We start from the raw sequence: 22,119 nt of genomic DNA, 5'->3' as shown, positions 1-22,119 counted from the left end.
TTATGGCAGCACCTACGGAGGAATGAACATGTCAACGGTAGTCGTTGTGGGAACACAATGGGGAGACGAAGGCAAAGGCAAAATCACGGACTTTCTGGCAGAGAGCGCGGATGTGGTCGCCCGCTATCAAGGGGGCAACAATGCCGGCCACACGATTCTGATTGACGGCAAGAAATTCAAGCTCAGCCTGATTCCGTCGGGCGTCTTCTATAAAGAAAAGACCTGTGTCATCGGCAACGGCATGGTGATTAATCCTGCCGCTCTTATTGAAGAAATCAATTATATCCACGAGAACGGATTTGATACGGACAACCTGGTCATCAGCGACCGCGCCCACGTTATCATGCCTTATCACATGGTGCTGGATGCGCTCGAGGAAGACCGCAAGGGCCCGAACAAAATCGGCACGACCCGCAAGGGCATCGGTCCGGCATATATGGACAAAGCGGCTCGCAACGGCATCCGCATCGCCGATTTGATGGATGCCGAAGAATTCGAGCTCAAGCTGCGTCATTTGATGAATGAGAAGAATCAGGTTATCACTCAAGTATATAGCGGAGAGCCGCTTGATGTAGAAGAGACGTTGAAGCAGTATCTGGAGTATGCGGAAGTGCTGCGCCGCTATGTGACGGACACTTCGGTCGTGCTGAACGACGCCATCGATGCTAACACTAAGGTGCTGTTTGAAGGCGCTCAAGGCGTTATGCTCGACATCGACCAAGGAACCTATCCGTTCGTAACGTCTTCCAATCCGTCCGCAGGCGGTGTCTGCATCGGTTCCGGCGTAGGGCCTTCGAAGATCAAGCAGGTCATCGGGGTGGCTAAATCGTATACGACGCGTGTCGGCGATGGTCCGTTCCCGACTGAGCTGAACGATGAAATCGGCGATTTGATCCGTGAGACCGGTCATGAATACGGTACGGTTACCGGACGTCCGCGCCGCGTCGGCTGGTTCGACAGCGTCGTTGTCCGCCATGCCCGCCGTGTCAGCGGTCTGACCGGCTTGTCGCTGAATTCGCTGGATGTGCTGAGCGGTCTGAAGACGGTCAAGATCTGTACCGGCTACAAATACCGCGGAGAGGTAATTACCCATTACCCTGCCAGCCTGAAAATGCTGGCCGAGTGCGAAGCGGTCTATGAAGAGCTGCCGGGCTGGGATGAGGATATCACGTCGGCCAAGACGCTGGACGACCTGCCGGAGAACACACGCAAATATGTTGAGCGCGTGTCCGAGCTGACAGGAATTCCGATTGCGATCTTCTCGGTCGGACGTAACCGCAACCAGACGAACCAAGTCCTGCCGATTTACGAATAATAAGCGGCAAGACCAAGTGAATGATACGCATTTCGAGCCATGCTGTGAAATGTTGAATGTAAGAACCGCAGAGAGCCTGCTATGGCTTTCTGCGGTTTTTTCCCGTGTGCATATTTCGCGCAAGACGACCCATTTGCTCGGGAGCGGCCCCACAACTTCCGCATGAATGAGCCGACGAACGTTTCCCACAGCCCATATTGGTCAATACTGGAAAAATAGTAGACCAAACGTTTGGATAGAGATGCAAGCGGGAAAGTCGGAATGCACTCATGCAAGGGAGAGATGGGTATGAAATGGGTTAAACGCGCGCTCGGCGTATGTCTGATTGTCGTCCTGGCCAGCAGTCTGTCCATACTGACAACGGGCGTGATCGTCAACGCGTATGTTCAGTCGGTCATGTCCGGGCTCGGCCTCAAAGCCGATCTGCCGGCTCCCGGGTTCGGGGGAATGCTGAGCAGCCTTCTGGGGACAAGCGGAAAGCCAGCCTCCAAGGAACCGGCTGCACAGGATAACCGCGCGGCTTCAGTCGACCCTTCGGGTTCGGACAATGCGTCCGAGGCGGAGGACACGAAGGACACGGCTCCGGTGCCGACGGCGGACAGCAGCGGAAACGCCGCAGAAGACAAGGCGCCGGATAACGCGCTGCCCGTCATGGGCGAGGCGGCTTCGGAGGAACAGAGCGGCACGCAGGACCAGCAGTTGGTCATGACCCCAGAGGCGATGAAGGATTTGAAGGATAATCTGCCCTCTGCGGAAAAAGTGAATATTTTTAACATATTAATGAATAAGGTTCCTCAAGAAGAAATGCAGAAGATTTCCGCCGCCATGGAGGGCGGGCTGACAGAACAGGAAGTGACGGAGATCCAGTCGATTATTTCCAAGTACGTAACCCCGGAAGAATATAACAAGCTGATGAAGATCTTGACTCCCGGTACGGGCGGGCAGTAAAGAAATGGACTCCCAATCGCGGAATCCGGGTTAGAATGCTTGCCTTTTTCAGGAAAAGACGCTGTTCCAGAGCGCTTGCGGGCGTAGAGGGGACGGCGTTTTTTGCGTGGATTCGGATCAGGGTGATCCGCTTAGTAAAGTTGAAATGTTTCTGCAGGCTATGGTAAAGTTAACAGGGACCGGAAATGGTTACTTTTTTGTAACTTTTGCCATGTGATCGAAATTGCATTTTTATTCATTCAGGATATATTGTCGGCAAATATAGATGAAGCGGTCATACCATAGATCTGGCTGCTTGGCAGTCCGGGGATCAGGCTGAAAGGGAGAGTTTCATGAAGGGTTTGAAATTAATACGCGGGCTGAAGGAGCTTAAGGGAAAAGCTCCCGCATCCGTAGCCGGAGGGAGAGCCGATGCCGGGGAAGGCATGGTGAACGCTCAGGTAGTGCAAAATTCGCGTCGGCGTCGGCGTCTCACCTGGCTTACGGCAACTGCCGGAGTTGCGCTGCTGACTGTTTCGATCATCGGGGCACACAAGCAATATGTGGAAGCAAATACGGATGTCTATTACCGCGTACTGCTGCACGGCAAGGAAATCGGGACGCTATCGGATAAGAGCCGGCTTAATACGTTGTTTGAGGAGAAGCGGCAAGCGTATCAGGAGAAATACCCAAATGAGGTAATGGTTCTGCAGACGGACGGCATTACTACGGAGGCGGCCCGCAGCTATAAGCCGGTTATCGATAACGAAGGAACGATAGATAAGCTGGACGGCTTGCTCAAGGCCTATGCGGTCGGCGTTCAGCTGGTTGTGGACGGAAAGGCCGTCGGCATCGTGAAAGACCAGGAAACGGCCAGCGCCGTGCTCCAGGGAGTAAAAGCCCACTACATATCGGGGGAGAAGAAAGCCTCCGATGCTCCGCAGCTGAAACAGACGGCCGCGTTATCGGGTTCGGCTTCATCCGGGGATAAGGTAGAGTCGGCGGATATACGCGAGCCGCTGTCGATTTTGCCGGTAAAGGCCGATCCGAACAAGGTCATGGACACAGAGGAAGCAATCAAGGCACTGACCGAGGGAGTGGAGGCGCCGCTGCTGTATACCGTTCAGGAAGGTGACACGATTTCGAGTATTGCCGGCCGTTACGGCATTACGCAGAAGGAGATTTTCCGGAACAACCCGGAAGTGAAGGAGCTGACGCTGCAGATCGGGGATGAGCTTAAGCTGACCGTTCCGCAGCCGCCGATTACCGTTGTAACGATGGAGAAGGCGACGGAGCGGATCGTGACAGAACCCCAGGTGATAGTGCGCACCAGCGAGCTATTGCCCAAGGGCAAGACGAAAGTTGTCCGTCCAGGACAGACAGGGCTCAAGGAAATGCAATACCGGCTGACGAAGGAGAACGGTGAAGTCGTCAAAGAGGAATGGCTGGGGCAGACCGTTCTCAGGGCCTCGCTGCCTGAAGTTGTATACCGCGGAACCAAGATCGCCCACCAAGCTTCCGGCTCGTTCGCCTGGCCGGTAACCGGCGCGGTCATTTCCAGCACCTTCGGCGAACGCTGGGGCCGGATTCATAAAGGGGTGGATCTCGTCTCGGGCAACCGGACGATCAAGGCGGCGGATGCCGGGACGGTAAGCTTTGCCGGAGTTCAGCACGGTTACGGCAATGTCGTCATCGTCAACCATGGCAACGGATATGAGACATATTACGGCCACCTGAGCAAAATTTCCGTATCGGTCGGCCAGAAGGTGGAGCAGGGCTCTCAGCTCGGCATCATGGGCAACACCGGCCGCTCAACGGGCACGCATCTCCATTTTGAAATCCGCAAGAGCGGTACGGCCATGAACCCGATGAAATATCTGCAATAGCTTAAGCCTTGAATACAGCCGCCCGGGAGTTCCCGGACGGCTTCATTATTATGGGGAGCGGACACTGTTTGCGCTCTTGCAAGGCGGGTCTGCATACTTCGTAGGATGTGACGTGCGGACAGGTATGGTAAAATGAATAGGAAACTTACCAGTAAGATAAAAGGGTGAAATGGTGGATTATGGGGATGGGAACGATTTTGGTAGTCGATGACGAACAGCCAATTGCCGATATATTAAAGTTTAATTTGGAGAAAGAAGGGTATGAGGTCATCTGCGCTTTTGATGGCATCAGCGCCGTTGATCTGGCCTTGTCCAAACGGCCTGACCTCATGCTGCTTGACCTCATGCTGCCCGGCAAGGACGGCATGGATGTCTGCCGCGAGGTGCGGTCCGCCCATCTCGATCTGCCAATCATCATGCTGACCGCCAAAGACGGGGAGATCGACAAAGTGCTGGGCCTTGAGCTTGGGGCGGACGATTATGTCACCAAGCCGTTCAGCACGCGCGAGCTGCTTGCCCGGGTCAAGGCGCAAATGCGGCGCCAGCACAAGTCGGCCCCTGCCGAAACGCCGAGCGGCCCGGATGAGGGCAAGCAGGGCATTCACCATTTTGATTTGTTTATAGATACCGATATGTACACTGTCTACAAGGGCGGGGAGCCGCTCGATCTGACGCACCGCGAATACGAACTGCTTTATTACATGGTCCGCAACGCCGGCAAGGTGATGACGAGAGAGCATCTGCTGCAGGCGGTATGGGGATTTGAGTATTTCGGTGACGTACGAACGGTCGATGTGACGATCCGGCGCCTGAGAGAGAAAATCGAGGAGAACCCGAGCAAGCCGGAGTATATCTTTACGCGGCGCGGGCTCGGATATTTGATGCACAGTCCCAAAAACGGAGGATTGTGATGAAGGCCATGTCCTTTTTCCGGACAATTCAAGCGAAGCTGATCATTATTTACGTTCTGCTGATTCTGATTGCGATGCAGCTGATCGGCGTATATTTTGTAAGTTCAATGAAGAATTCGCTGACCGACAACTTCACGAAGGATTTGAAGGCCCGGGCGGAAATGCTGTCGATTCTGACGGCCGACAAATTCAGCAGTGAAGCCGGAGGAGCAAGTGAACAGTCCTCTGTCGACAGCCTGCGCGGGATGGTCAACAATCTCTACATCAGCGGCGCAGAAATTCAGGTGCTTGATGCGAGCGGCAAAATCATTACGACCTCGGTGCCGTCGCAGAGCGACTATGTCGGGCGGCGCAATACGCAGACGGTGGTCAGCCGCGCGCTGCAGGGCATCAGCGACAACGAGGAATACATTATCGGCGACGACAATGTGCGGAAAAAGGTTGTGGCCAAGCCGGTATGGTCGGGAGGCAAGGTGGTAGGGGCCATCTACATCGCCGCCGATATGAAGGATTTGTACGCGACGATGGGCCGGATCAACAGCGTGTTCATCTCCGGCCTTTTGCTGGCGCTCACCCTGACGGCCGTGCTCGGCGTTATCCTCGCCCATACGATCACGCAGCCGATCAAAGAGATGACCCGGCATGCCAAGGAGGTCGCCGAAGGAAGCTTCGACCGGAAAATGCCGATATTCGGCAATGATGAGATCGGGCAGCTCAGCAAGGCGTTCAACTATATGACTGGCAGGCTGAGGGATGCGCTTGCCCAGAACGAGGAAGAGAAGGAGAAGCTGGCCTCCATTCTGACCAATATGAGCGACGGCGTGGTGGCGACGGACGAAACCGGTCGCGTCATTCTGATGAACCGTCGGGCGTCTATCATGCTGGGAGCGGAAGAGCCGCTCCCTCGGGGGCTTGAGCTAATCCGACTGCTCGGTCTCGAAGGCGACCAGACGCTCGCCCTGTCCGGCGGCACCGCGCAGTCGACGATGCTTCGGCTGCAATCTGCCGAAGGGGAGGAACCGAACATCGTGCGGGTGACGTTCACGCCGATCCACCGCCGCGAGGGCGGAATCGCCGGAACGATCGCGGTGCTGCAGGATGTCACCGAGCAGGAGAATCTCGAGGCGTCGCGCCGCGAATTTGTAGCGAATGTGTCGCATGAGCTGCGGACGCCGCTCACGACCATCAAGAGCTATGCGGAAGCGCTGGGGGATGGCGCGCTGGAAGACCCGCAGCTGGCGGGACGCTTTGTCGGCGTAATCCGCAGCGAGACGGAGCGGATGATCCGCCTTGTCACCGATCTGCTGCACCTTTCGCGGCTGGATTCCAGGGAAGCGCAGCTGCGCTATCAGGAGACGGATATTTCCGAGATGCTGGAGGATGTGGCCGACCGCTTCTCTTTCCAAATCCGGCAGAAGCGGATCTCCATCAGCATCGTCATCCGCCGGGGCATCTCAACGGCCTGGCTTGACCGGGATCAGATCGACCAGGTGCTCGGTAACCTGGTATCCAATGCCCTGAAATATACACAAGAGGGCGGAAGCATCGGACTGGAGGCGGGACGCAATCCCGAAGGCATGCTGGAAATATCCGTTCGCGACTCCGGAATCGGCATTCCAAAGAAAGATATTGAACGGATTTTCGAGCGTTTCTACCGGGTGGATAAGGCGCGTTCGCGGAATATGGGTGGAACCGGTCTCGGACTGTCCATTGCCCGGGAAATTGTCAAAGCGCACGGGGGCACCATCTCCTTGCAGTCCGAGCTGAACAAAGGCTCTAAGGTCACCTTTACGCTGCCTCTGGAGAAGCAAAGGAGGGATCAGGCGTGAAGGAAAGAATCAAATCATGGGTTCTGGCGCTGCTCGTCGTGAGCAGCCTGGTGGAGAGTTATTATTTGATCTACCGTCTGCCGGGCAGCGATTCCGCGGTCTTCTCCGAGAATCTCTATGTCAAGACAGACAACATGGGGCCGGAGGAAAAAGTAGAAAATCTGCTGTTCCCCGACAAGATGATTATTCATCTCGGAAACAACAAGCATACGCTGTTCTACCCAAGCTCGACGTTCTATAACCTCATTCTGAACCGGCTGAAGGGGCGCAGCTTCGAAAGCTTTCAGCGCCGCTCCGTCCAGGATTTCGACTGGGCCAAAATCCGCAGCGAGAATCCCGGCATCGAGCTGTCGTTCGGTTCGGGCATTCCCGTAGCGCTGCTGCAGCGGGTGATGCAGCTCTCTCCGGATTCCCTGTTCTCGGGGGAAAGTATCGACCGGATCTGGATTTACAGCGCCAAGAGTGATTCGAAGGCGCATGCTGTTTTCTTCAGCACAAGGGGAGATATCGTGTATGAGGCGGCCAAAGCCGACCTTACCGTGCAGGACGTGCAGCAACATGTCGATTTCGGAAAGTCGTGGACGCCATACACCACGTTAACCGGCGATTATTACATTCCGGAGAACAACCTGTCCCTGGTAGCGTCGGAAATGCCTTCCGGGCTGTATACGGTAGAGCAGATGCAGAGCAGCTTGTTCTTCGATGCGGGCAGCACGCGCTACATCCGGGAAAAAGACGGCTCCGAAATCTATACGGACAGCAAGCGCAGCCTGCAGGTCGATCAGGAGCGGAACTGGATGAGCTACAGCGACCCTACGGCACTTCCGGCGGGCGAGAGCACCGATGCCAAGGATGTGCTGGAGGCCGTTGATTTTGTTAATCAGCACGGAGGTTGGAACGGTACTTACCGGCTGGAGGCGGCCAGGGAGAACGATCAGGACCGGCTCGTTTCGTTCCAGCAGTATTACGGTTCTTACCCCTACGGCTCTTACCCCGTTCTGGATCAGCCGCAGCTGCATTACGGAATCATCCATTTGCAGCTGCAGCAGGGAACGGTTACGGCCTATGAACGGTCCTTAATGTACAGCAAGGAAGATCAGAGTACCAAAAGAATTGTAGACCTCCCCGGCGGGGACGCCCTGCGAAAACGGCTGGCCGAGGTTGGCAAATCTTCGCCGCTCCGTGATTTGTACCCGGTCTATATGCCGGTGGTCAAAGGAGACAAGCTGGAGCTGGTTCCCGTCTGGAAGGTTGTGTACCGGGACGGCAGCACGCTTACGCTGAAATAATCAAGGAGAAGAGGAGGAGAGAGATGGACTGGGGAAGAGCGAAAAATGTGCTGATCTATTCATTTCTGCTGCTGAATTTGCTGCTGTGCTACCAGCTCTGGGTTGACCTGCGGGAGCAGGTCAGCGCCAATCTTGACTTCACCTCTCTCTCCGATTCGACCCAGCAGATCATGGAGCAGAAGGATATTCGCATTCTGTGCCCCATTCCGGCGGCTACGCCTGAGCTCCCCGACTTGACCTACCGTTATTCGGCCGTGGAAGGCGGCGGAGCCGTCAAGCTGGACAGGCCTGTCGACAGCAAGCTGATCTTCTCTTTCACCGAGCTGAGCGGAGAGCTGAAGTCTCAAATTCCGGACATCGGCAGCTACCGGTTCGATCCTTTGGAAAGCGAGGTCGGCAGGTTCGTGCTGCATCCGCTGGTCGACGGCAAATGGCCGCTGTTCAGCGTCAGACTGGAGCTTATCTACGACAATCAGAAAATCGTCGCCTACCGCCGGCCGCAAATCGATCTGGGGGAAGGCGGAAAGGGCGAAGCGCAGAAGGTGCTCCCGGCTTCTAAGGCGCTGGGGAGCCTGATCGAGAAGTTTTTCCCGCAGGGCGCGGCGGTGAAGGAAATTGAACTCGGCTATTACGGGGAATTGTTCAATTCCGAGAGCCAGGTGGCGGCTCCGATGTGGCGGTTCATGCTTGAGGACGGCAAATCGTATTACGTCAACGGCATCAGCGCCGATATTATCAGTCCCAAGACATCAGAGTGAGAAATCGGATTATGACAAAAGGAGCAGGAGCTATGGGGATTTCATTTACGGTGCTGTCCAGCGGTTCGACCGGCAACGCCACCATTGTACGGGGAGGCGGGACGACGCTGATGATCGATGCCGGCCTGAGTGCGCGGCGGGTCGAGGAGCTGCTGACCATGCGCGAGTTAAGAGGAGAGGAGATTGCCGGGATTCTCGTCACGCATGAGCATTCCGATCATATCAAGGGCCTCGGCGCGGTTGCGCGCAAATATGGCCTGCCGATCTACGCCAACAGCGGCACATGGAGCGCAATGGAGAAATCGATCGGGAACATCGAAGAGCATAACCGCATCATTCTGGAGACGGGACAATTCAAGGATTTTGGAGACCTGCGGGTCGAATCATTTGCCATTTCCCACGACGCTGCCGAGCCGGTCGGCTATAACTTCTATGAAGGCAAGGACAAGCTCAGTGTGGCGACGGACCTCGGCTATGTCAGCGATAAGGTCAAGGCAGCGATTTCGGATGCCGATGTACTGGTGCTTGAGGCCAATCATGATATCGAGATGCTGCGGATGGGACGTTATCCGTGGAATACGAAACGGCGGATCCTCGGCGACATGGGCCATTTGTCCAATGATGCGGCGGGCGCGGCTCTGAGCGAGATTCTGACGGGACGCACCAAGCGGACCTACCTGGCCCATTTAAGCCGGGATCATAACATGATCGACCTTGCGCGAATGTCGGTTCGGGGGGCGATGGAAGACAGAGGGTGCTTTTACAAAGACAGCGAGTTCCGGCTCTGCGACACGTATTACGATCAGCCTACGCCATGGGATACGGTGAGCGAATCATAAGATGGTCAAGCTCGGACATTTTGCGCTCCAGCTCCTTGCGTGTAATCAGCCCTTTTTCAATTAAAAGTTCCACGGCCGCGCTGAGAGCAAGCGTCATATGATAGTGTTCGTCTTTTAAATCGCCCAGCTTGCCGATGAACTGCACCAACTCCATATTGGAAGAAAATGAATCCATAGCCATGCCTCCTGCACTGTTTTTTGTTTTTATTTTGGTAAACACGCGCTGCCGCTAGGCGCTGTGCTACAATAGAGGAGTACAGCAGTCCGATTGCGCGCGGCTAACCGTCAGTATTACTAGCATTATAGTCGGACAGGCTGCGAAGTATTCCGCCGTTAGGAGATTTAGTCTGTCTTGAGCGCGGAAAAAGGCCTTTTTTACCGTGAATGAGCGCATAGCCGAAACCTTTCTGGGCATGACGCAGTCTATAACATGAGGAATTGGGCTGCAGGGCAGGGTGCCCCACGCTTTAAGGCGCGAGTTAATGAGGGGAGAGGATGACAAGTTGGGACTGTTTGACGATGATTTCTATTCCACGAAAGTTTCCAGACGGAGAGAACAAAAGGTCTCAAAGCAGCGGTCTGTTCCACGCGGCTGGTCGGCCCGAAGCAGACGGCTGAGACTGTCCACACTGCAAATTTCCGCGCTTTGCTCCTTGTTCAGCGCTGTCGTTGCGGTCCTGCTGTTCAGTCTGGTTACGGGCCAATTATCCCATGAACAAGGAGCCCAGCCCGCCTTCATTCAAAATGTCACGCCTAGCAGCGGAGATCCTTACGACCGGATTATCAAGGCGGCTGCTGCCGTCCGTCCGGCGGTGGTCAGCATCATTAATCATAAAGAAGAGAGTGCGAAGAATACGCTGGACGAATCGGCGCTTGGTTCGGGCGTTATTTATAAGAAAAACGACGATAAGGCGTTTATCATCACCAACAACCATGTCATCTCCGGAGCGGGCAAGCTTGAGATTGTTACCGTAGACGGCGAAACCCGCAAGGCAGAGCTTGTGGGGGCGGACAAGGTCAGCGATCTAGCCGTCCTTTCCATCGATGCGGCGGGGATCAACACCATCGCGAAGCTGGGAGATTCCTCGAAGCTTCAGCTTGGGGAAACGGTGATTGCGATCGGCAACCCGCTCGGTCTTGGCGATACGCTTACCTCGGGCATTGTGAGCTATACCAACCGCACGATTCCGGTATCGCTTAACCAGGACGGCGTCTATGATTGGGAGCAGGAAGTGATCCAGACCGATGCCGCCATCAATGAAGGCAACAGCGGCGGAGCGCTCGTCGACTTGAACGGCCGGGTAATCGGCATCAATACGATGAAGATTTCCGATACCGGCGTAGAAGGCCTCGGTTTCGCCATTCCGGCCAACCATGTCATCAAGATCGCGGAGGAACTGGTCCTGAAAGGGAAAATCGCCCGCTCTTACCTGGGGGTATACTCGATGGATCTGAACAACCCGTACGTTCCGCTTGCCGAAGATCAGCGCAAGGCGCTCAAGCTGCCGAGCAGCGTCAAGGAAGGCGTCGTCGTTCTCGATGTCGTCGGGCCGGCCAAGGAAGCGGGACTCAAGCTGAATGATGTTATTACGAAATTTAACGGCCAGACTATCGATTCCACGTTGAGCCTGCGTAAATATTTGTACAATGAGACCCGGGTGGGCGACCCGCTCGCAATCACCTTCTACCGGGGCGGGGTTGAGAAGGAAGTTACGATTACGCTTGAAGAGAAACCGGGAGAATAATTTCAGAGTTGGCAGGATATAATACTAAAGAACCGAGATAAGGCTGGCTGTGCCGGATTGGGGAGCCAGTCTTTTTCGGAAAAAAATGGGTTTTATACCGGTTGTTAGCTTGCCTTTGATGTCTTGTTGTGGTACTATGATAAAAGTCATAATTTGATTTGAACCCTGGAATTTCCACATTGAAAAGGGTTGTCAGGTTGGAAGAGCAGCCTTTTTCAATGTGTGAATTTTTTCTTTGCTCAAAGATAAAAGGAAACATGTTAATTTCAATTTTTGGAGGCATACAACATGCAAACAGGTACAGTTAAATGGTTCAACGCAGAGAAAGGCTTTGGCTTCATCGAAGTTGAAGGCGGAAACGACGTATTCGTACACTTCAGCGCAATCGTCGGCGAAGGCTTCAAATCGCTGGACGAAGGCCAACGCGTTGAATTCAACGTTGTTCAAGGCAACCGCGGACCGCAAGCTGAGAACGTTGTAAAACTGTAAATCAACCCAAGTACCGTCCCCGCTTGACAATAGTTGGGACGGTCTTTTTTTAAACTATAAACCAACCTTGCACCTAAAGAATGGAGGGAACGGCAATGAACTACCGGAAGAAACCGCTGGAAGAAGTACCGGAAGAGAATACGGCCGTGTGGTCCTGCACGAATGATGACTGCAATGGGTGGATGAGAGATAATTTTACGTTTGAGGATGCGCCTGCCTGCCCGTTGTGCCATGCGCCGATGGAGCAGGGAATGCGAATGCTTCCGCAATTGATTAATTCAAGCAGCGATCCGAAATCGCTGAAAAAGAACATTTCCATTTCTTGATATTGAAAGCAAGAAAGAGATTTTCAAACGATAAGCTTTAAGACGGATAACCGTCTTATTTTTTTGCTTTTGTCGAAAAATTTGTGATCAATGTCACAAATTTATTGATTTTTGTGTAGGAAAAATGGAATTAGATGTGACATAAATCACACTTCACATCTTAAAATTTTGACAAAATAAAAAGCAACCAAACGGGGGGAAGGAAGGGAAAACATGGATACACTTATGCTGTCGCGCATGCAGTTTGCGTCGACAACGATTTTTCACTTTTTCTTTGTGCCGGTGACGATCGGATTGTCGTTCATCATCGCGATTATGGAGACGATGTACGTACGCAGCGGCAACGAAGAGTACAAGCGAATGGCTAAATTTTGGGGCAAGCTCTTCCTGGTTAACTTTGCGATCGGGGTTGTGACCGGAATTTTGCAGGAATTCCAGTTCGGCATGAACTGGTCGGATTACTCGCGCTTTGTCGGGGACGTATTCGGAGCTCCGCTTGCGATTGAAGCCTTACTCGCGTTTTTCCTTGAATCAACGTTTATTGGAATCTGGATTTTCGGCTGGGAGAAGGTTTCGAAGAAGATCCATCTGCTGTCTATCTGGTTTGTTGCGATTGGCACCACGCTGTCGGCTTTCTGGATTCTGGCGGCGAACTCCTTCATGCAGCATCCTGTAGGGTACACCATCAACAACGGCCGCGCGGAGATGAATGATTTTCTGTCGCTGATCACCAACGGTCAAGTGCTGGTTGAATTTCCGCATACCGTACTGGGCGCCTTTGCCACCGGAGCCTTTCTGATTATCGGTGTCAGCGCGATTAAGCTGCTCAGAAAGCAGAACGTTTCGTTCTTTCAAAAATCTTTTAAAATCGCCGCGATCGTCGGCATTATCAGTTCGATTGGCGTTGCCTTTGCCGGCCACTGGCAGGCGCAATATCTAGTCAAAACCCAGCCGATGAAGATGGCCGCTTCGGAAGGCCTGTGGGGCAAGAGCGGTGACCCGGCCCCTTGGACGGTAGTCGCCAATATCGACCCTGAGAAGATGGTAAGCACGCATGAGCTGAAGATTCCGTACGCGCTTAGCTTCCTCTCCTACAGTACATTCTCCGGTGAAGTCAAAGGGATGAAAGAACTGCAGGCTGAGTATGAGCAAAAATACGGTCCGGGCAATTACATACCGCCAGTACGTACGACCTTCTGGAGCTTCCGGATTATGATTGCCGCCGGTATGGCGATGATTTTTATAACACTATGGGCTGTATATCTGATGTGGCGCAAGAAGCTGGATCAGCCTAACACCGGGTTCCTGCGCATCTGCTTATCCGGACTGCTGCTGCCTCCGATCGCCAATACGGCGGGCTGGGTCATGACGGAATTCGGTCGTCAGCCTTGGACCGTTTTCGGACTGATGACCACCGAGCGGAGCGTCTCGCCCAATATTACGGCAGGACAAGTCTTGTTCTCGCTCATTACCTTTAACGCTATCTATGGGGTTCTGTTGATTGTGCTGATCTATCTGTTCGTCAAAGTAATCAAAAAAGGCCCGTACGCCATCGACGAAGATTCGCATTCGACCGACCCTTATAACAAAAAGGAGGGACACCATGCTCTCACTTAATGAACTTTGGTTTGTGCTGATTGCGGTTCTCTTCGTCGGATTCTTCTTTCTGGAAGGCTTCGACTTCGGTGTGGGAATGCAGTCTCAGCTGCTCCCGAAGGACGAACGGCAGCGCCGGGTGATGATTAACTCCATCGGTCCTTTCTGGGACGCGAATGAGGTATGGCTCATTACCGGGGCGGGGGCGATGTTCGCCGCTTTCCCTGAATGGTACGCAACGCTGTTCAGCGGGTTTTATGTGCCGTTTGTCTTCGCTCTGTTCGGTCTGATTCTCCGCGGGGTGGCCTTTGAATACAGAGGCAAAGCGCAATCCGGGGGCTGGCGGACCACCTGGGATCTGTCGATCCTGATCGGCAGCTTCCTGCCGCCTTTCCTGCTGGCCATTGTGTTTGCAAGCTTCATCAAAGGTCTGCCGATTGACGGCGACATGCAGATGCACGCGGCCTTTTTCGGGGACATTGTGAATGTCTATACCGTGCTGGCGGGAGTTGCGGTCGTCCTGTTGTGCAACATCCACGGCCTGCTGTTCACGGCGCTTCGCACCTTCGGCGAGCTTCAGGAACGGGCGCGCAAACGGTCGCGAGCTCTGCTGCTGCCGACGGGTGTAGTGCTGCTGGCTTTTGTCATCATGACTTACTTCCAGACGGATATTTTCAAAGTGCGCGGGGCGCTGCTGTGGGCTATTGCGGTGCTGGGGCTGGTCGCTTTCCTGCTCGCGGGTTATTTCAGCAAGAACAAGCGCGACGGCTGGGCATTCGGCATGACGGGCGCGGTGCTGGGCCTTTCGGTTATCGCCGTATTCGTGGGCCTGTTCCCGCGGGTAATGGTCAGCTCGCTCGGCGAAGCTTACAACCTGACGATTACGAACTCCGCATCCGGTCATTATTCGCTTAAAGTAATGACGATCGTGGCGCTGACCATGCTGCCGTTCGTGCTGGGCTATCAGATCTGGAGCTATTTTATCTTCCATAAACGGCTTAGCGATAAGGAGACTCTCGAATATTAATGGATAGAAATTTGCTCGGGTATAAAGGAGTTAGGCCGGTCTTTCTGGCGGTGGGATTCCTTACCCTGGTGCAAAGCTTGTCCATCTTGTTGATGGCCAAATCGCTGGCCGAAGTCGTCTCCGCGCTGTTCGCGGGGAATCCGCTGAAGGAACAATGGGGCACTGCGCTGTTGTTCCTTCTTGCGTTTCTGGCGAGGCATGCCTGCGGCCTGCTGATGAGCAGCGCCTCGTACCGGTTCGCGGAGAAGACGGGCAGCGCCATGCGGCGCAAGATGATGGACAGGCTGTTTCGGCTGGGGCCGAGAATGGCCGGGGATCAAGGGACAGGAACCCTGGTAACGCTTGTGCTGGAGGGGGTCACCAAGTTCCGCACCTATCTGGAGCTGATTATTCCGCGGATGGTCGGCATGGCGGTAACGCCTGCGCTGCTCCTTGTCTTTGTGTACACGCAGGACCGCATAAGCGGGATTATTCTAACCGTGACGATGCCGATTCTTATCGTGTTCATGATTCTGATCGGCATGACGGCGCGGGGGCAGATGGACCGGCAGCTGGAATCGTACCGGACGCTGTCCAATCATTTTGTCGATTCGCTGCGGGGGCTGGAAACGCTGAAGTTTCTCGGACGTAGCAAGGATCACAGCGAGGCGATTGCCGAGGTTAGCGACCGCTACCGGTCGGCAACGATGCGTACTCTCCGGGTCGCATTCCTGTCCTCGTTTGCGCTCGATTTCTTCACGATGTTGTCCGTCGCTTCCGTGGCCGTCAGTCTCGGTGTGCGACTGGTGAATGGAGAAATGACGCTGGTGACAGGGCTGATGATCCTCATTCTCGCGCCGGAATATTTCCTGCCAGTGCGGCTCGTCGGCGCCGACTTCCATGCTACGCTCGACGGCAAGGAGGCCGGCGAAGCGATGAAGAGCATCATCGACCGGGAGACGGTTAAGGCTGTAGTGCTGGAGCGTGGGGAGTCATCGCGGATGAATGCTCAGGCAGCAGGAGGGGAGGGGCGTTCGGAAGAACGCTCTCAGCAGGAGGGGAAAGTGCGTGCTTTGGCGGCTGAGGTAGGTAAACCGGATATGCATCCACCCGTCGGCGGGGAGACAACTGAAGCCTCCGGCTCGGATGCATCGGCTGTACCGGAGTCCGTATTTGTCTGGACTGCCACCAGCATGCTGTCTCTTGAAGGGATCGGCGTCCGGCACGAAGAGGGAGGTCCTTCCTCGCTGGAGGAAATTACCGTGCAGTTCCCCAGTACCGGCAAAATCGGCATCATCGGCGAGAGCGGCGCCGGCAAGTCGACGCTGATTGATGTGCTTGCCGGGTTTTTGCATCCGAGCCGGGGACATATAAAAATAAACGATTATGACGTAAGCGCGCTGACGGACGACGCCTGGCGGCGCCAGACGTCGTATATTCCGCAGCGGCCGTACATTTTTAGCGGTACATTGGCGGATAATGTCCGGTTCTATCATCCGGAGGCTTCTCCGGAAGCCGTTGCCGGGGCGGTCGCAGCAGCCGGTCTCTCTCCGCTTGCCGCTTCGCTCCCTGACGGACTGGACGAAATGATTGGCGGCGGCGGACGCGCTTTAAGCGGCGGGCAGGAGCAGCGGGTCGCGCTGGCGCGGGCGCTGCTGAGCAGACGTCCGATCATGCTGCTGGACGAACCGACGGCGCATCTGGACATCGAGACGGAGTATGAGCTGAAGGAGACGATGCTGCCGCTATTTGAGGACAAGCTTGTCTTCCTGGCAACGCACCGTCTGCACTGGATGGCGGATATGGACCTTATTCTGGTTATGAAGCAGGGCAGGGTTGCCGAAATGGGCACCCATCAGGAGCTTCTTGAACGCAAAGGCACCTATTACGAGCTTGTAGAAGCGCAACAGGAGGGGATTCTTTGAGACGGGAAGGCTGGTTTGCCCCTTACGTGTCGTCTTATTTCTGGCGTTTCCTGGCGATTGTCCTGCTGGGCGCGCTGACGATATTTTCCGCTTCATCCCTGATGTATACGTCCGGCTTTCTGATTTCCAAAGCGTCCATTCCGCCGGAGAACATCCTCATGATCTATGTTCCGATTGTCGGTGTGCGCGCGTTCGGCACAAGCCGGGCGGTCATTCATTATGTGGAGCGGCTGGTCGGGCATGATACGATTCTGCGGATTTTGTCCCAGATGCGCCAGCGGCTGTACCGCATTCTGGAGCCGCAAGCGTTATTCCTCTCCTCGCGCTTCCGTACGGGCGATATTCTCGGGATGCTGGCTGATGACATTGAATATTTGCAAAATGTATATCTTCGCACCGTATTTCCCGCCGTCATTTCCCTGATCATCTACGCAGCGGCGGTTATTGCCATCGGTATGTTCGATGTGCGCTTCGCGGTGCTGGTCGGCCTGTACATTCTGGTACTGGTCGCTGTGCTGCCGCTCATTTCGCTGCTGCTGACGCAAAAACGTCAGCGCGAAGTCAAGCAGGCCCGCAACCGGCTGTACCAGAAGCTGACCGATGCCGTGCTCGGCATGAGCGACTGGATGATCAGCGGACGGCAGGGCCAGTTCGTCGATACGTATGAGGCGGATGAGCAGGCGGTCGCCCGCACGGACGCGGCGCTGCGGCGCTGGGCGCGTATCCGCATGTTTCTTGGCCAGTCGGTGGTCGGCCTGGGCGTGGTGTCCATGATCTGGTGGGCCGGCGGCGAGTTTGCGCAGGGAGCGATTCCCGGCACATTGATTGCCGCATTCGCGCTGGTGGTCTTTCCGGTTGCGGATGCGTTCCTGCCAGTATCGGAAGCGATTGAAAAAATCCCGCAGTACCGCAACTCTCTGGAACGGCTCGCGGGTGTGGAGGAGAGACCGGGGGGGTGGCGGAGGGTGATGCGCCAGACGGTGGCGATTCAAGGCACGGCGATTGGCATCCATCTGCCGCTGGAGGCACGGACATAAATTCGGCTCATATCTCGATCCGCCAAGCGGATTACCGCTACGAAGAAGCCGGGGAATGGTCGGTTCGCGATTTGACGCTGGACATTCCCCAGGGTAAGAAAATCGCCATCATCGGCCGCAGCGGTGCAGGCAAATCGACCCTGCTGAAGATGATCCAGGGAGCGCTTGCTCCCACCGCAGGAGCTGTGACCATCAACGGCATGGCTGCCGCCTCCTACGGAGAGCAGATTCCATCCATTATCTCCGTCCTGAACCAGCGTCCGCATCTGTTCGACACGACGGTAGCGAACAATATCCGGCTTGGCGACCCGGAGGCTTCCGAGGAGCAAATCGCGCAGGCGGGCGCTTTGGCGAAGCTGGGCGACCTGATCGACTCGCTGCCTGCAGGCTACGACACGCGGGTGCGCGAAGCGGGGCTGCGCTTCTCCGGTGGGGAACGCCAGCGGATCGCGCTGGCGCGCATCCTGCTGCAAAACACGCCGGTCGTTCTGCTCGACGAGCCGACGGTAGGTCTCGATCCGCGCACGGAGCGGGAGCTGCTGTCGACGATTTTTGCCGCAATGGAGGGCAAGACGCTGATCTGGGTGACCCATCATCTCGTCGGTGCGGAGCGGATGGACGAAGTGATTTTTATGGAGAACGGCAGAGTCGAAATGCGCGGCACCCACGCCGAACTGATGGCTTCCGAGCCCCGCTACCGCAGATTGTATGAGCTGGACCGGCCGGGGTATGCGGCGCAGCGCGCCACTTCGGCGAATTAAGACAACCGCAGCATTTTGGCAGAGCAAGGCTAATCATAGACCCGTAAAGGCAAGGCTGCGTCAGGCGGCCGCTTTTGCGGGTTATTTAGATTTCTTTTTTGGCGGAATTGTGGTAGAACAGTAAGAGGAGTATTACGCTTGAAGAGCAAAGGGAAAGGGATGCTTGCATTACATGTATGTTGTCTGTAAAGAACATCTGGAGCTGGCCATTGATATGTTTGTCGACGAATACGAGGACGCGCCCGACGTCGTGGATCTGAAGGATACGGAATTCTCGGACTGGGACCCGCCGGCCAAATGTGCGGAATGCGAGAAGAATGCGGAATATCTGGTCGTGTAAATAGAAATGGGAGAGAAAAAGACGGCTTCCCGCCGTCTTTTTCCATTGATAGCATATTAGCGGGTGGGACAATCAATAGAGGGGGATACACGCATGAATTTGAGCATGAATTGGATTACACTCCGGGTGCGCGATCTCGAGGCGTCCCTGAACTTCTATCACGGGATTCTCAAACTACCGATTCAGCGCAGATTCGAGAGCAGAGGCAGGCAGATCGCCATGCTGGGGACGGAGGGGCAGCCGAAGGTTGAACTGATCCAGGGAAGCGAGCCGGTGTTGAAGGCGGAATGTGGTGTGTCCATTGGTTTTGAGGTGGAGTCCCTGGATGAGGCGATGGCATATTTGAAGAGCTTGGGCATTCCGGTTGCCCGCGGGCCGGTCGCGCCCAATCCACGTCTGCGATTCTTTTATATCCTAGACCCGGACTGCTTTGAGGTGCAGCTGGCGGAGCATAGCGATTAGGGTCAGCCCTTGCCTGAAAAAAAGAGAAATGTACAACCCGCCTGGCCTCCCTTAAAATGGAGGATGGTGCAAGTCATATCCGCTCGGCGTGACCGACCCGGACTGCTGCGTGCTGAAATTTACGGCGGAGAACGGGCGGTACTACAGCCATTTTCACTCGGATCATTTTGAGGTGTCCATGACGCGGTAGCTTTTACATTGAAGGAGGGAGGGCTGGAAAAAATGAAGCATCTTTTACTGAAATATATGGCCCGGCTGACCTCCTTGAGCGAAGCAGAGCAGCACACGATTTTGGATGAAATTCAAGTGGAAGAATACAGGAAGGGAACCGTTCTGCTCAGGCAGGGGGAGATTCCCGGCAAATGTTATTTTGTCCTGAAGGGGTGCGTACGGCAGCATGCGGTGGATGAGACGGGCCGGGACATAACCTCGAATTTCTATACCGAGGAGCAGGCGATCGCCATCTTCAACGTACATAAGCCGGATAAATCGTCGGATTCCACCCTGACCTGTCTGGAGGACTCTGTATTGGTTGTTGGCCAGCTGGACGCCGAGAGGGAGATGTACGCCAAATACACGCAGCTCGAGTCCATGACGCGCCGGATGATCGAGGAGAGCTTCGGTCAGTTTCAGGAGGAGTTCGCCGCTTTTATCGGCTCTTCTCCCGAGGAGCGTTACAAGACCCTGCTTCTTCGAAGACCCGGGCTCATCGACCGTGTTCCTCAGCATCAGCTGGCAAGCTATCTCGGCATGACGCCGGAGTCGCTGAGCCGGATCAAGAAACGGCTTCACCGCGAACGCGCGGAGACGGAGCTCTGAACAGCAGCCAGATCCCAAATCCCAGTTCCCCGGCGGTCATCGGCAGCATAAACACCCACTCCAGCCCCTTCACAAGACCCTCGGCTTCAGGCCAAAGCGTGCGGCACACATGGACGACGATATAACCCGCCCCGGCCAACAGCAGCAGGATGCTGATGATCTTCGGTACATTCCCTGCTCGGAGAGCGAGAACCCCCACAATCAGCAGATGCCCGCCAAAAATGATCAAACCCACCGACCATACCGCTTCAAAAGTCCGCAGAAACAGCATCGTCTCCGTCTCCAACTGATTCGCCGTGAAGCCCGGAAATGCCCCGGTACTGCTGCCTGTTAGCAGTGAAACGACGACAAGACTGGAGACGGCCGCGCCCAAGACCGCCGTATACAACAGGCGCAGCCATGCGCCCAGCAGGGACAGGCCCGGATGCACCGGCTTCAGCACCTTATATAATCCCCATGCAGCCACGATGTCACAGACCATAATCAGGGACCATGCCAAAATCTCAGCCCTGAACAGCAGGGGAGCGGCGTTCAAGCTGCCAAAAGTAGCGGCCGGGTCTCCCTCCGTGACCAGACTTCCATGTACATATCCGTACGAGAATGCGGCGGCAGCCGCCATCAAAATGAGTGAAATCCCGGCCGCCCGGGCCGCTGGATTCGACATTTGATTAACCCTCCTCATAAGATTCTTCATGGTTACATTGTACTAAGGAGGAGACGGGACTTCCTTGACTTAAGTTAAGGGAAGGCTCGCGTTTGTGTATTCATCGATCCTTGTTTATCATTAGAGGACGAAGAAAGGGGAGTTCGGAGTTTTATGTTCATTCAGCTCATTACGGTCGGCAAATTGAAGGAGAAATACCTGGTGCAGGGCATCCAGGAATACGCGAAACGGCTTACGCCTTACCTCAAGTTCCAGATGATCGAGGTGGCGGATGAAAAAGCGCCCGATAACCTAAGCGAAGCCGAGGTATCGGGCGTGAAGGCGCGCGAGGGCGAGCGCATCCTCGCGCATGTGAAAGAGGGCGCGCATCTCATCGCGCTCGCTATTGACGGCAAGCTCTGGAGCTCGGAGGAGCTTGCCGCGGAGCTCGACAGGGCTCGGCACCTACGGGACGAGCCATGTCGTGTTCGTCATCGGAGGCAGCCACGGGCTCTCCGATGCGGTCCTGAGCCGCGCGCAGCAGCGGCTCAGCTTCGGGCGCATGACGCTGCCCCATCAGCTCATGCGCCTGGTGCTGGTGGAGCAGATTTATCGGGCGGTGAAGATCAATCGCGGTGAACCGTATCATAAGTGAGGCGAAATTTTTGGCCTTGTCCCGCTCACGTGGCGCGGAAACGTGCCCATGCTGGAGAGGGGGAAGGTCACTCTGGGGAAGGGACGTCGCGTACGCTGGCTCGTGCAGCGTGATTTGGCAACAGCAAGAAGTTTGGGTCACAGCTTGACCGATTGCTTCCTTTCCCTGAAATTGCGAGGAAGTGTATGGTGCCTTCGTAGTCAAAGTCAAAGGTCTGTTTAAGAATGGACTTTCATCAAACCTCTTTACACGAAGTTGTTGAGTAAGTTGGAAGGAACCAACAGGCACATGCAATTGAATATAGCCAAATTTTTCTCCCTATCTACAGCAATGTTGCTTGAAATTCTAGCATCCAATCAGATTTTTTCTAAATGAGCTGAAGATTCGCGGATTCAAGACATTTTGATTACCTGCGCAGATAATCTCACCTGCTTTTCTCAATCCCTTGCAGCCTGTTATAAAAAAGATTTCCAAAAGTGCATCATTCACCAAATCCGTAACTACACGCGATATATGTAGTACAAGGAATATATTCATGTCATTCTTATAATATTCAGAATA

Annotated in this window: 21 protein-coding genes and 2 pseudogenes; 21 read left to right on the top strand and 2 right to left on the bottom strand. The window is 54.9% G+C overall.

Going from position 1 to position 22,119, the window contains the following annotated elements:
• Positions 1-28 precede the first annotated feature (28 nt).
• The 8 genes from PSAB_RS24165 to PSAB_RS24130 all read left to right on the top strand — a co-directional run bounded on the left by PSAB_RS24165 (position 29) and on the right by PSAB_RS24130 (position 9,754).
• The gene (locus PSAB_RS24165) at positions 29-1,315 is read left to right on the top strand and encodes an adenylosuccinate synthase (protein WP_025337132.1); all 1,287 of its coding nucleotides are present in this window, start codon (positions 29-31) and stop codon (positions 1,313-1,315) included.
• Between the two features lie 288 nt (positions 1,316-1,603).
• Positions 1,604-2,263: a hypothetical protein gene (locus PSAB_RS24160; protein ID WP_025337131.1), complete on the top strand. Its 660-nt coding sequence runs from the start codon at positions 1,604-1,606 to the stop codon at positions 2,261-2,263.
• A 332-nt stretch (positions 2,264-2,595) separates the two neighbouring features.
• Positions 2,596-4,128 carry a peptidoglycan DD-metalloendopeptidase family protein gene (locus PSAB_RS24155; RefSeq protein WP_025337130.1) on the top strand — a complete coding sequence of 511 codons (1,533 nt, stop codon included), beginning with the start codon at positions 2,596-2,598 and terminating at the stop codon, positions 4,126-4,128.
• Between the two features lie 179 nt (positions 4,129-4,307).
• Complete coding sequence (yycF, locus tag PSAB_RS24150; protein ID WP_025337129.1) at positions 4,308-5,039, top strand: response regulator YycF; 732 nt, start codon at positions 4,308-4,310, stop codon at positions 5,037-5,039.
• Complete coding sequence (gene walK, locus PSAB_RS24145; RefSeq protein WP_025337128.1) at positions 5,039-6,868, top strand: cell wall metabolism sensor histidine kinase WalK; 1,830 nt, start codon at positions 5,039-5,041, stop codon at positions 6,866-6,868. The genes yycF and walK overlap by 1 nt, the downstream gene beginning before the upstream one ends.
• A complete protein-coding gene (locus PSAB_RS24140; RefSeq protein WP_025337127.1) occupies positions 6,865-8,157 on the top strand; it encodes a YycH family regulatory protein in 1,293 nt (430 codons plus the stop codon). The genes walK and PSAB_RS24140 overlap by 4 nt, the downstream gene beginning before the upstream one ends.
• A 23-nt stretch (positions 8,158-8,180) precedes the next feature.
• Complete coding sequence (yycI, locus tag PSAB_RS24135) at positions 8,181-8,915, top strand: two-component system regulatory protein YycI (RefSeq protein ID WP_025337126.1); 735 nt, start codon at positions 8,181-8,183, stop codon at positions 8,913-8,915.
• 32 nt (positions 8,916-8,947) lie between these two features.
• Positions 8,948-9,754 (top strand): MBL fold metallo-hydrolase, encoded by an 807-nt coding sequence (locus PSAB_RS24130; protein ID WP_025337125.1) that lies wholly within the window; start codon positions 8,948-8,950, stop codon positions 9,752-9,754.
• Here PSAB_RS24130 and PSAB_RS24125 read toward each other — a convergent pair.
• Positions 9,723-9,929 carry a hypothetical protein gene (locus PSAB_RS24125; protein ID WP_025337124.1) on the bottom strand — a complete coding sequence of 69 codons (207 nt, stop codon included), beginning with the start codon at positions 9,927-9,929 and terminating at the stop codon, positions 9,723-9,725. The two genes, PSAB_RS24130 and PSAB_RS24125, sit on opposite strands and share 32 nt — an antisense overlap.
• Before the next feature lie 328 nt (positions 9,930-10,257).
• Between PSAB_RS24125 and PSAB_RS24120 the strand changes: the two genes are divergently transcribed.
• From PSAB_RS24120 to PSAB_RS24070, 11 genes are all read left to right on the top strand, one after another.
• The gene (locus PSAB_RS24120) at positions 10,258-11,499 is read left to right on the top strand and encodes a S1C family serine protease (RefSeq protein WP_025337123.1); all 1,242 of its coding nucleotides are present in this window, start codon (positions 10,258-10,260) and stop codon (positions 11,497-11,499) included.
• Between the two features lie 288 nt (positions 11,500-11,787).
• Positions 11,788-11,988 carry a cold-shock protein gene (locus PSAB_RS24115; RefSeq protein ID WP_025337122.1) on the top strand — a complete coding sequence of 67 codons (201 nt, stop codon included), beginning with the start codon at positions 11,788-11,790 and terminating at the stop codon, positions 11,986-11,988.
• Positions 11,989-12,083: 95 nt separating this feature from the next.
• The gene (locus tag PSAB_RS24110) at positions 12,084-12,314 is read left to right on the top strand and encodes a cold-shock protein (RefSeq protein WP_025337121.1); all 231 of its coding nucleotides are present in this window, start codon (positions 12,084-12,086) and stop codon (positions 12,312-12,314) included.
• 213 nt (positions 12,315-12,527) lie between these two features.
• Positions 12,528-13,931: a cytochrome ubiquinol oxidase subunit I gene (locus tag PSAB_RS24105; RefSeq protein WP_025337120.1), complete on the top strand. Its 1,404-nt coding sequence runs from the start codon at positions 12,528-12,530 to the stop codon at positions 13,929-13,931.
• Positions 13,918-14,937 carry a cytochrome d ubiquinol oxidase subunit II gene (cydB, locus tag PSAB_RS24100; protein WP_025337119.1) on the top strand — a complete coding sequence of 340 codons (1,020 nt, stop codon included), beginning with the start codon at positions 13,918-13,920 and terminating at the stop codon, positions 14,935-14,937. Before PSAB_RS24105 ends, cydB begins: the two co-directional genes overlap by 14 nt.
• Positions 14,937-16,841, top strand: a complete 1,905-nt coding sequence (cydD, locus tag PSAB_RS24095; protein WP_025337118.1) for a thiol reductant ABC exporter subunit CydD — start codon at positions 14,937-14,939, stop codon at positions 16,839-16,841. Before cydB ends, cydD begins: the two co-directional genes overlap by 1 nt.
• The gene (locus PSAB_RS26630; protein WP_084266609.1) at positions 16,838-17,878 is read left to right on the top strand and encodes an amino acid ABC transporter ATP-binding/permease protein; all 1,041 of its coding nucleotides are present in this window, start codon (positions 16,838-16,840) and stop codon (positions 17,876-17,878) included. The genes cydD and PSAB_RS26630 overlap by 4 nt, the downstream gene beginning before the upstream one ends.
• Entirely contained in the window at positions 17,797-18,639 is an 843-nt protein-coding gene (locus PSAB_RS26625) for an amino acid ABC transporter ATP-binding/permease protein (protein WP_084266608.1), read from the top strand. The genes PSAB_RS26630 and PSAB_RS26625 overlap by 82 nt, the downstream gene beginning before the upstream one ends.
• 172 nt (positions 18,640-18,811) lie before the next feature.
• The gene (locus tag PSAB_RS25255) at positions 18,812-18,979 is read left to right on the top strand and encodes a CxxH/CxxC protein (RefSeq protein ID WP_084266607.1); all 168 of its coding nucleotides are present in this window, start codon (positions 18,812-18,814) and stop codon (positions 18,977-18,979) included.
• A gap of 93 nt (positions 18,980-19,072) precedes the next feature.
• On the top strand, positions 19,073-19,441 hold the full coding sequence (locus PSAB_RS24075) for a VOC family protein (protein ID WP_038596285.1): 369 nt from the start codon (positions 19,073-19,075) through the stop codon (positions 19,439-19,441).
• Positions 19,442-19,663: 222 nt separating this feature from the next.
• Complete coding sequence (locus PSAB_RS24070; protein WP_025337116.1) at positions 19,664-20,260, top strand: Crp/Fnr family transcriptional regulator; 597 nt, start codon at positions 19,664-19,666, stop codon at positions 20,258-20,260.
• Here the strand turns inward: PSAB_RS24070 and PSAB_RS24065 are convergent.
• Complete coding sequence (locus PSAB_RS24065) at positions 20,217-20,924, bottom strand: DUF4386 domain-containing protein (protein ID WP_025337115.1); 708 nt, start codon at positions 20,922-20,924, stop codon at positions 20,217-20,219. The genes PSAB_RS24070 and PSAB_RS24065 overlap by 44 nt on opposite strands.
• 153 nt (positions 20,925-21,077) lie before the next feature.
• On the opposite strand from PSAB_RS24065, the pseudogene rlmH reads away from it, so the two are divergent.
• A pseudogene (rlmH, locus tag PSAB_RS24060) lies at positions 21,078-21,558 on the top strand (23S rRNA (pseudouridine(1915)-N(3))-methyltransferase RlmH).
• 367 nt (positions 21,559-21,925) lie between these two features.
• A pseudogene (locus tag PSAB_RS26620) lies at positions 21,926-22,074 on the top strand (transposase); the annotation flags it as partial.
• Positions 22,075-22,119: the final 45 nt, after the last annotated feature.

Source organism: Paenibacillus sabinae T27 (genome assembly GCF_000612505.1).
In the GTDB taxonomy this organism is placed as follows: Bacteria; Bacillota; Bacilli; order Paenibacillales; family Paenibacillaceae; genus Paenibacillus_AQ; species Paenibacillus_AQ sabinae.
The sequence above is the reverse complement of the archived record's forward strand: the minus strand, read 5'-3'. Positions and strand labels throughout refer to the sequence as shown.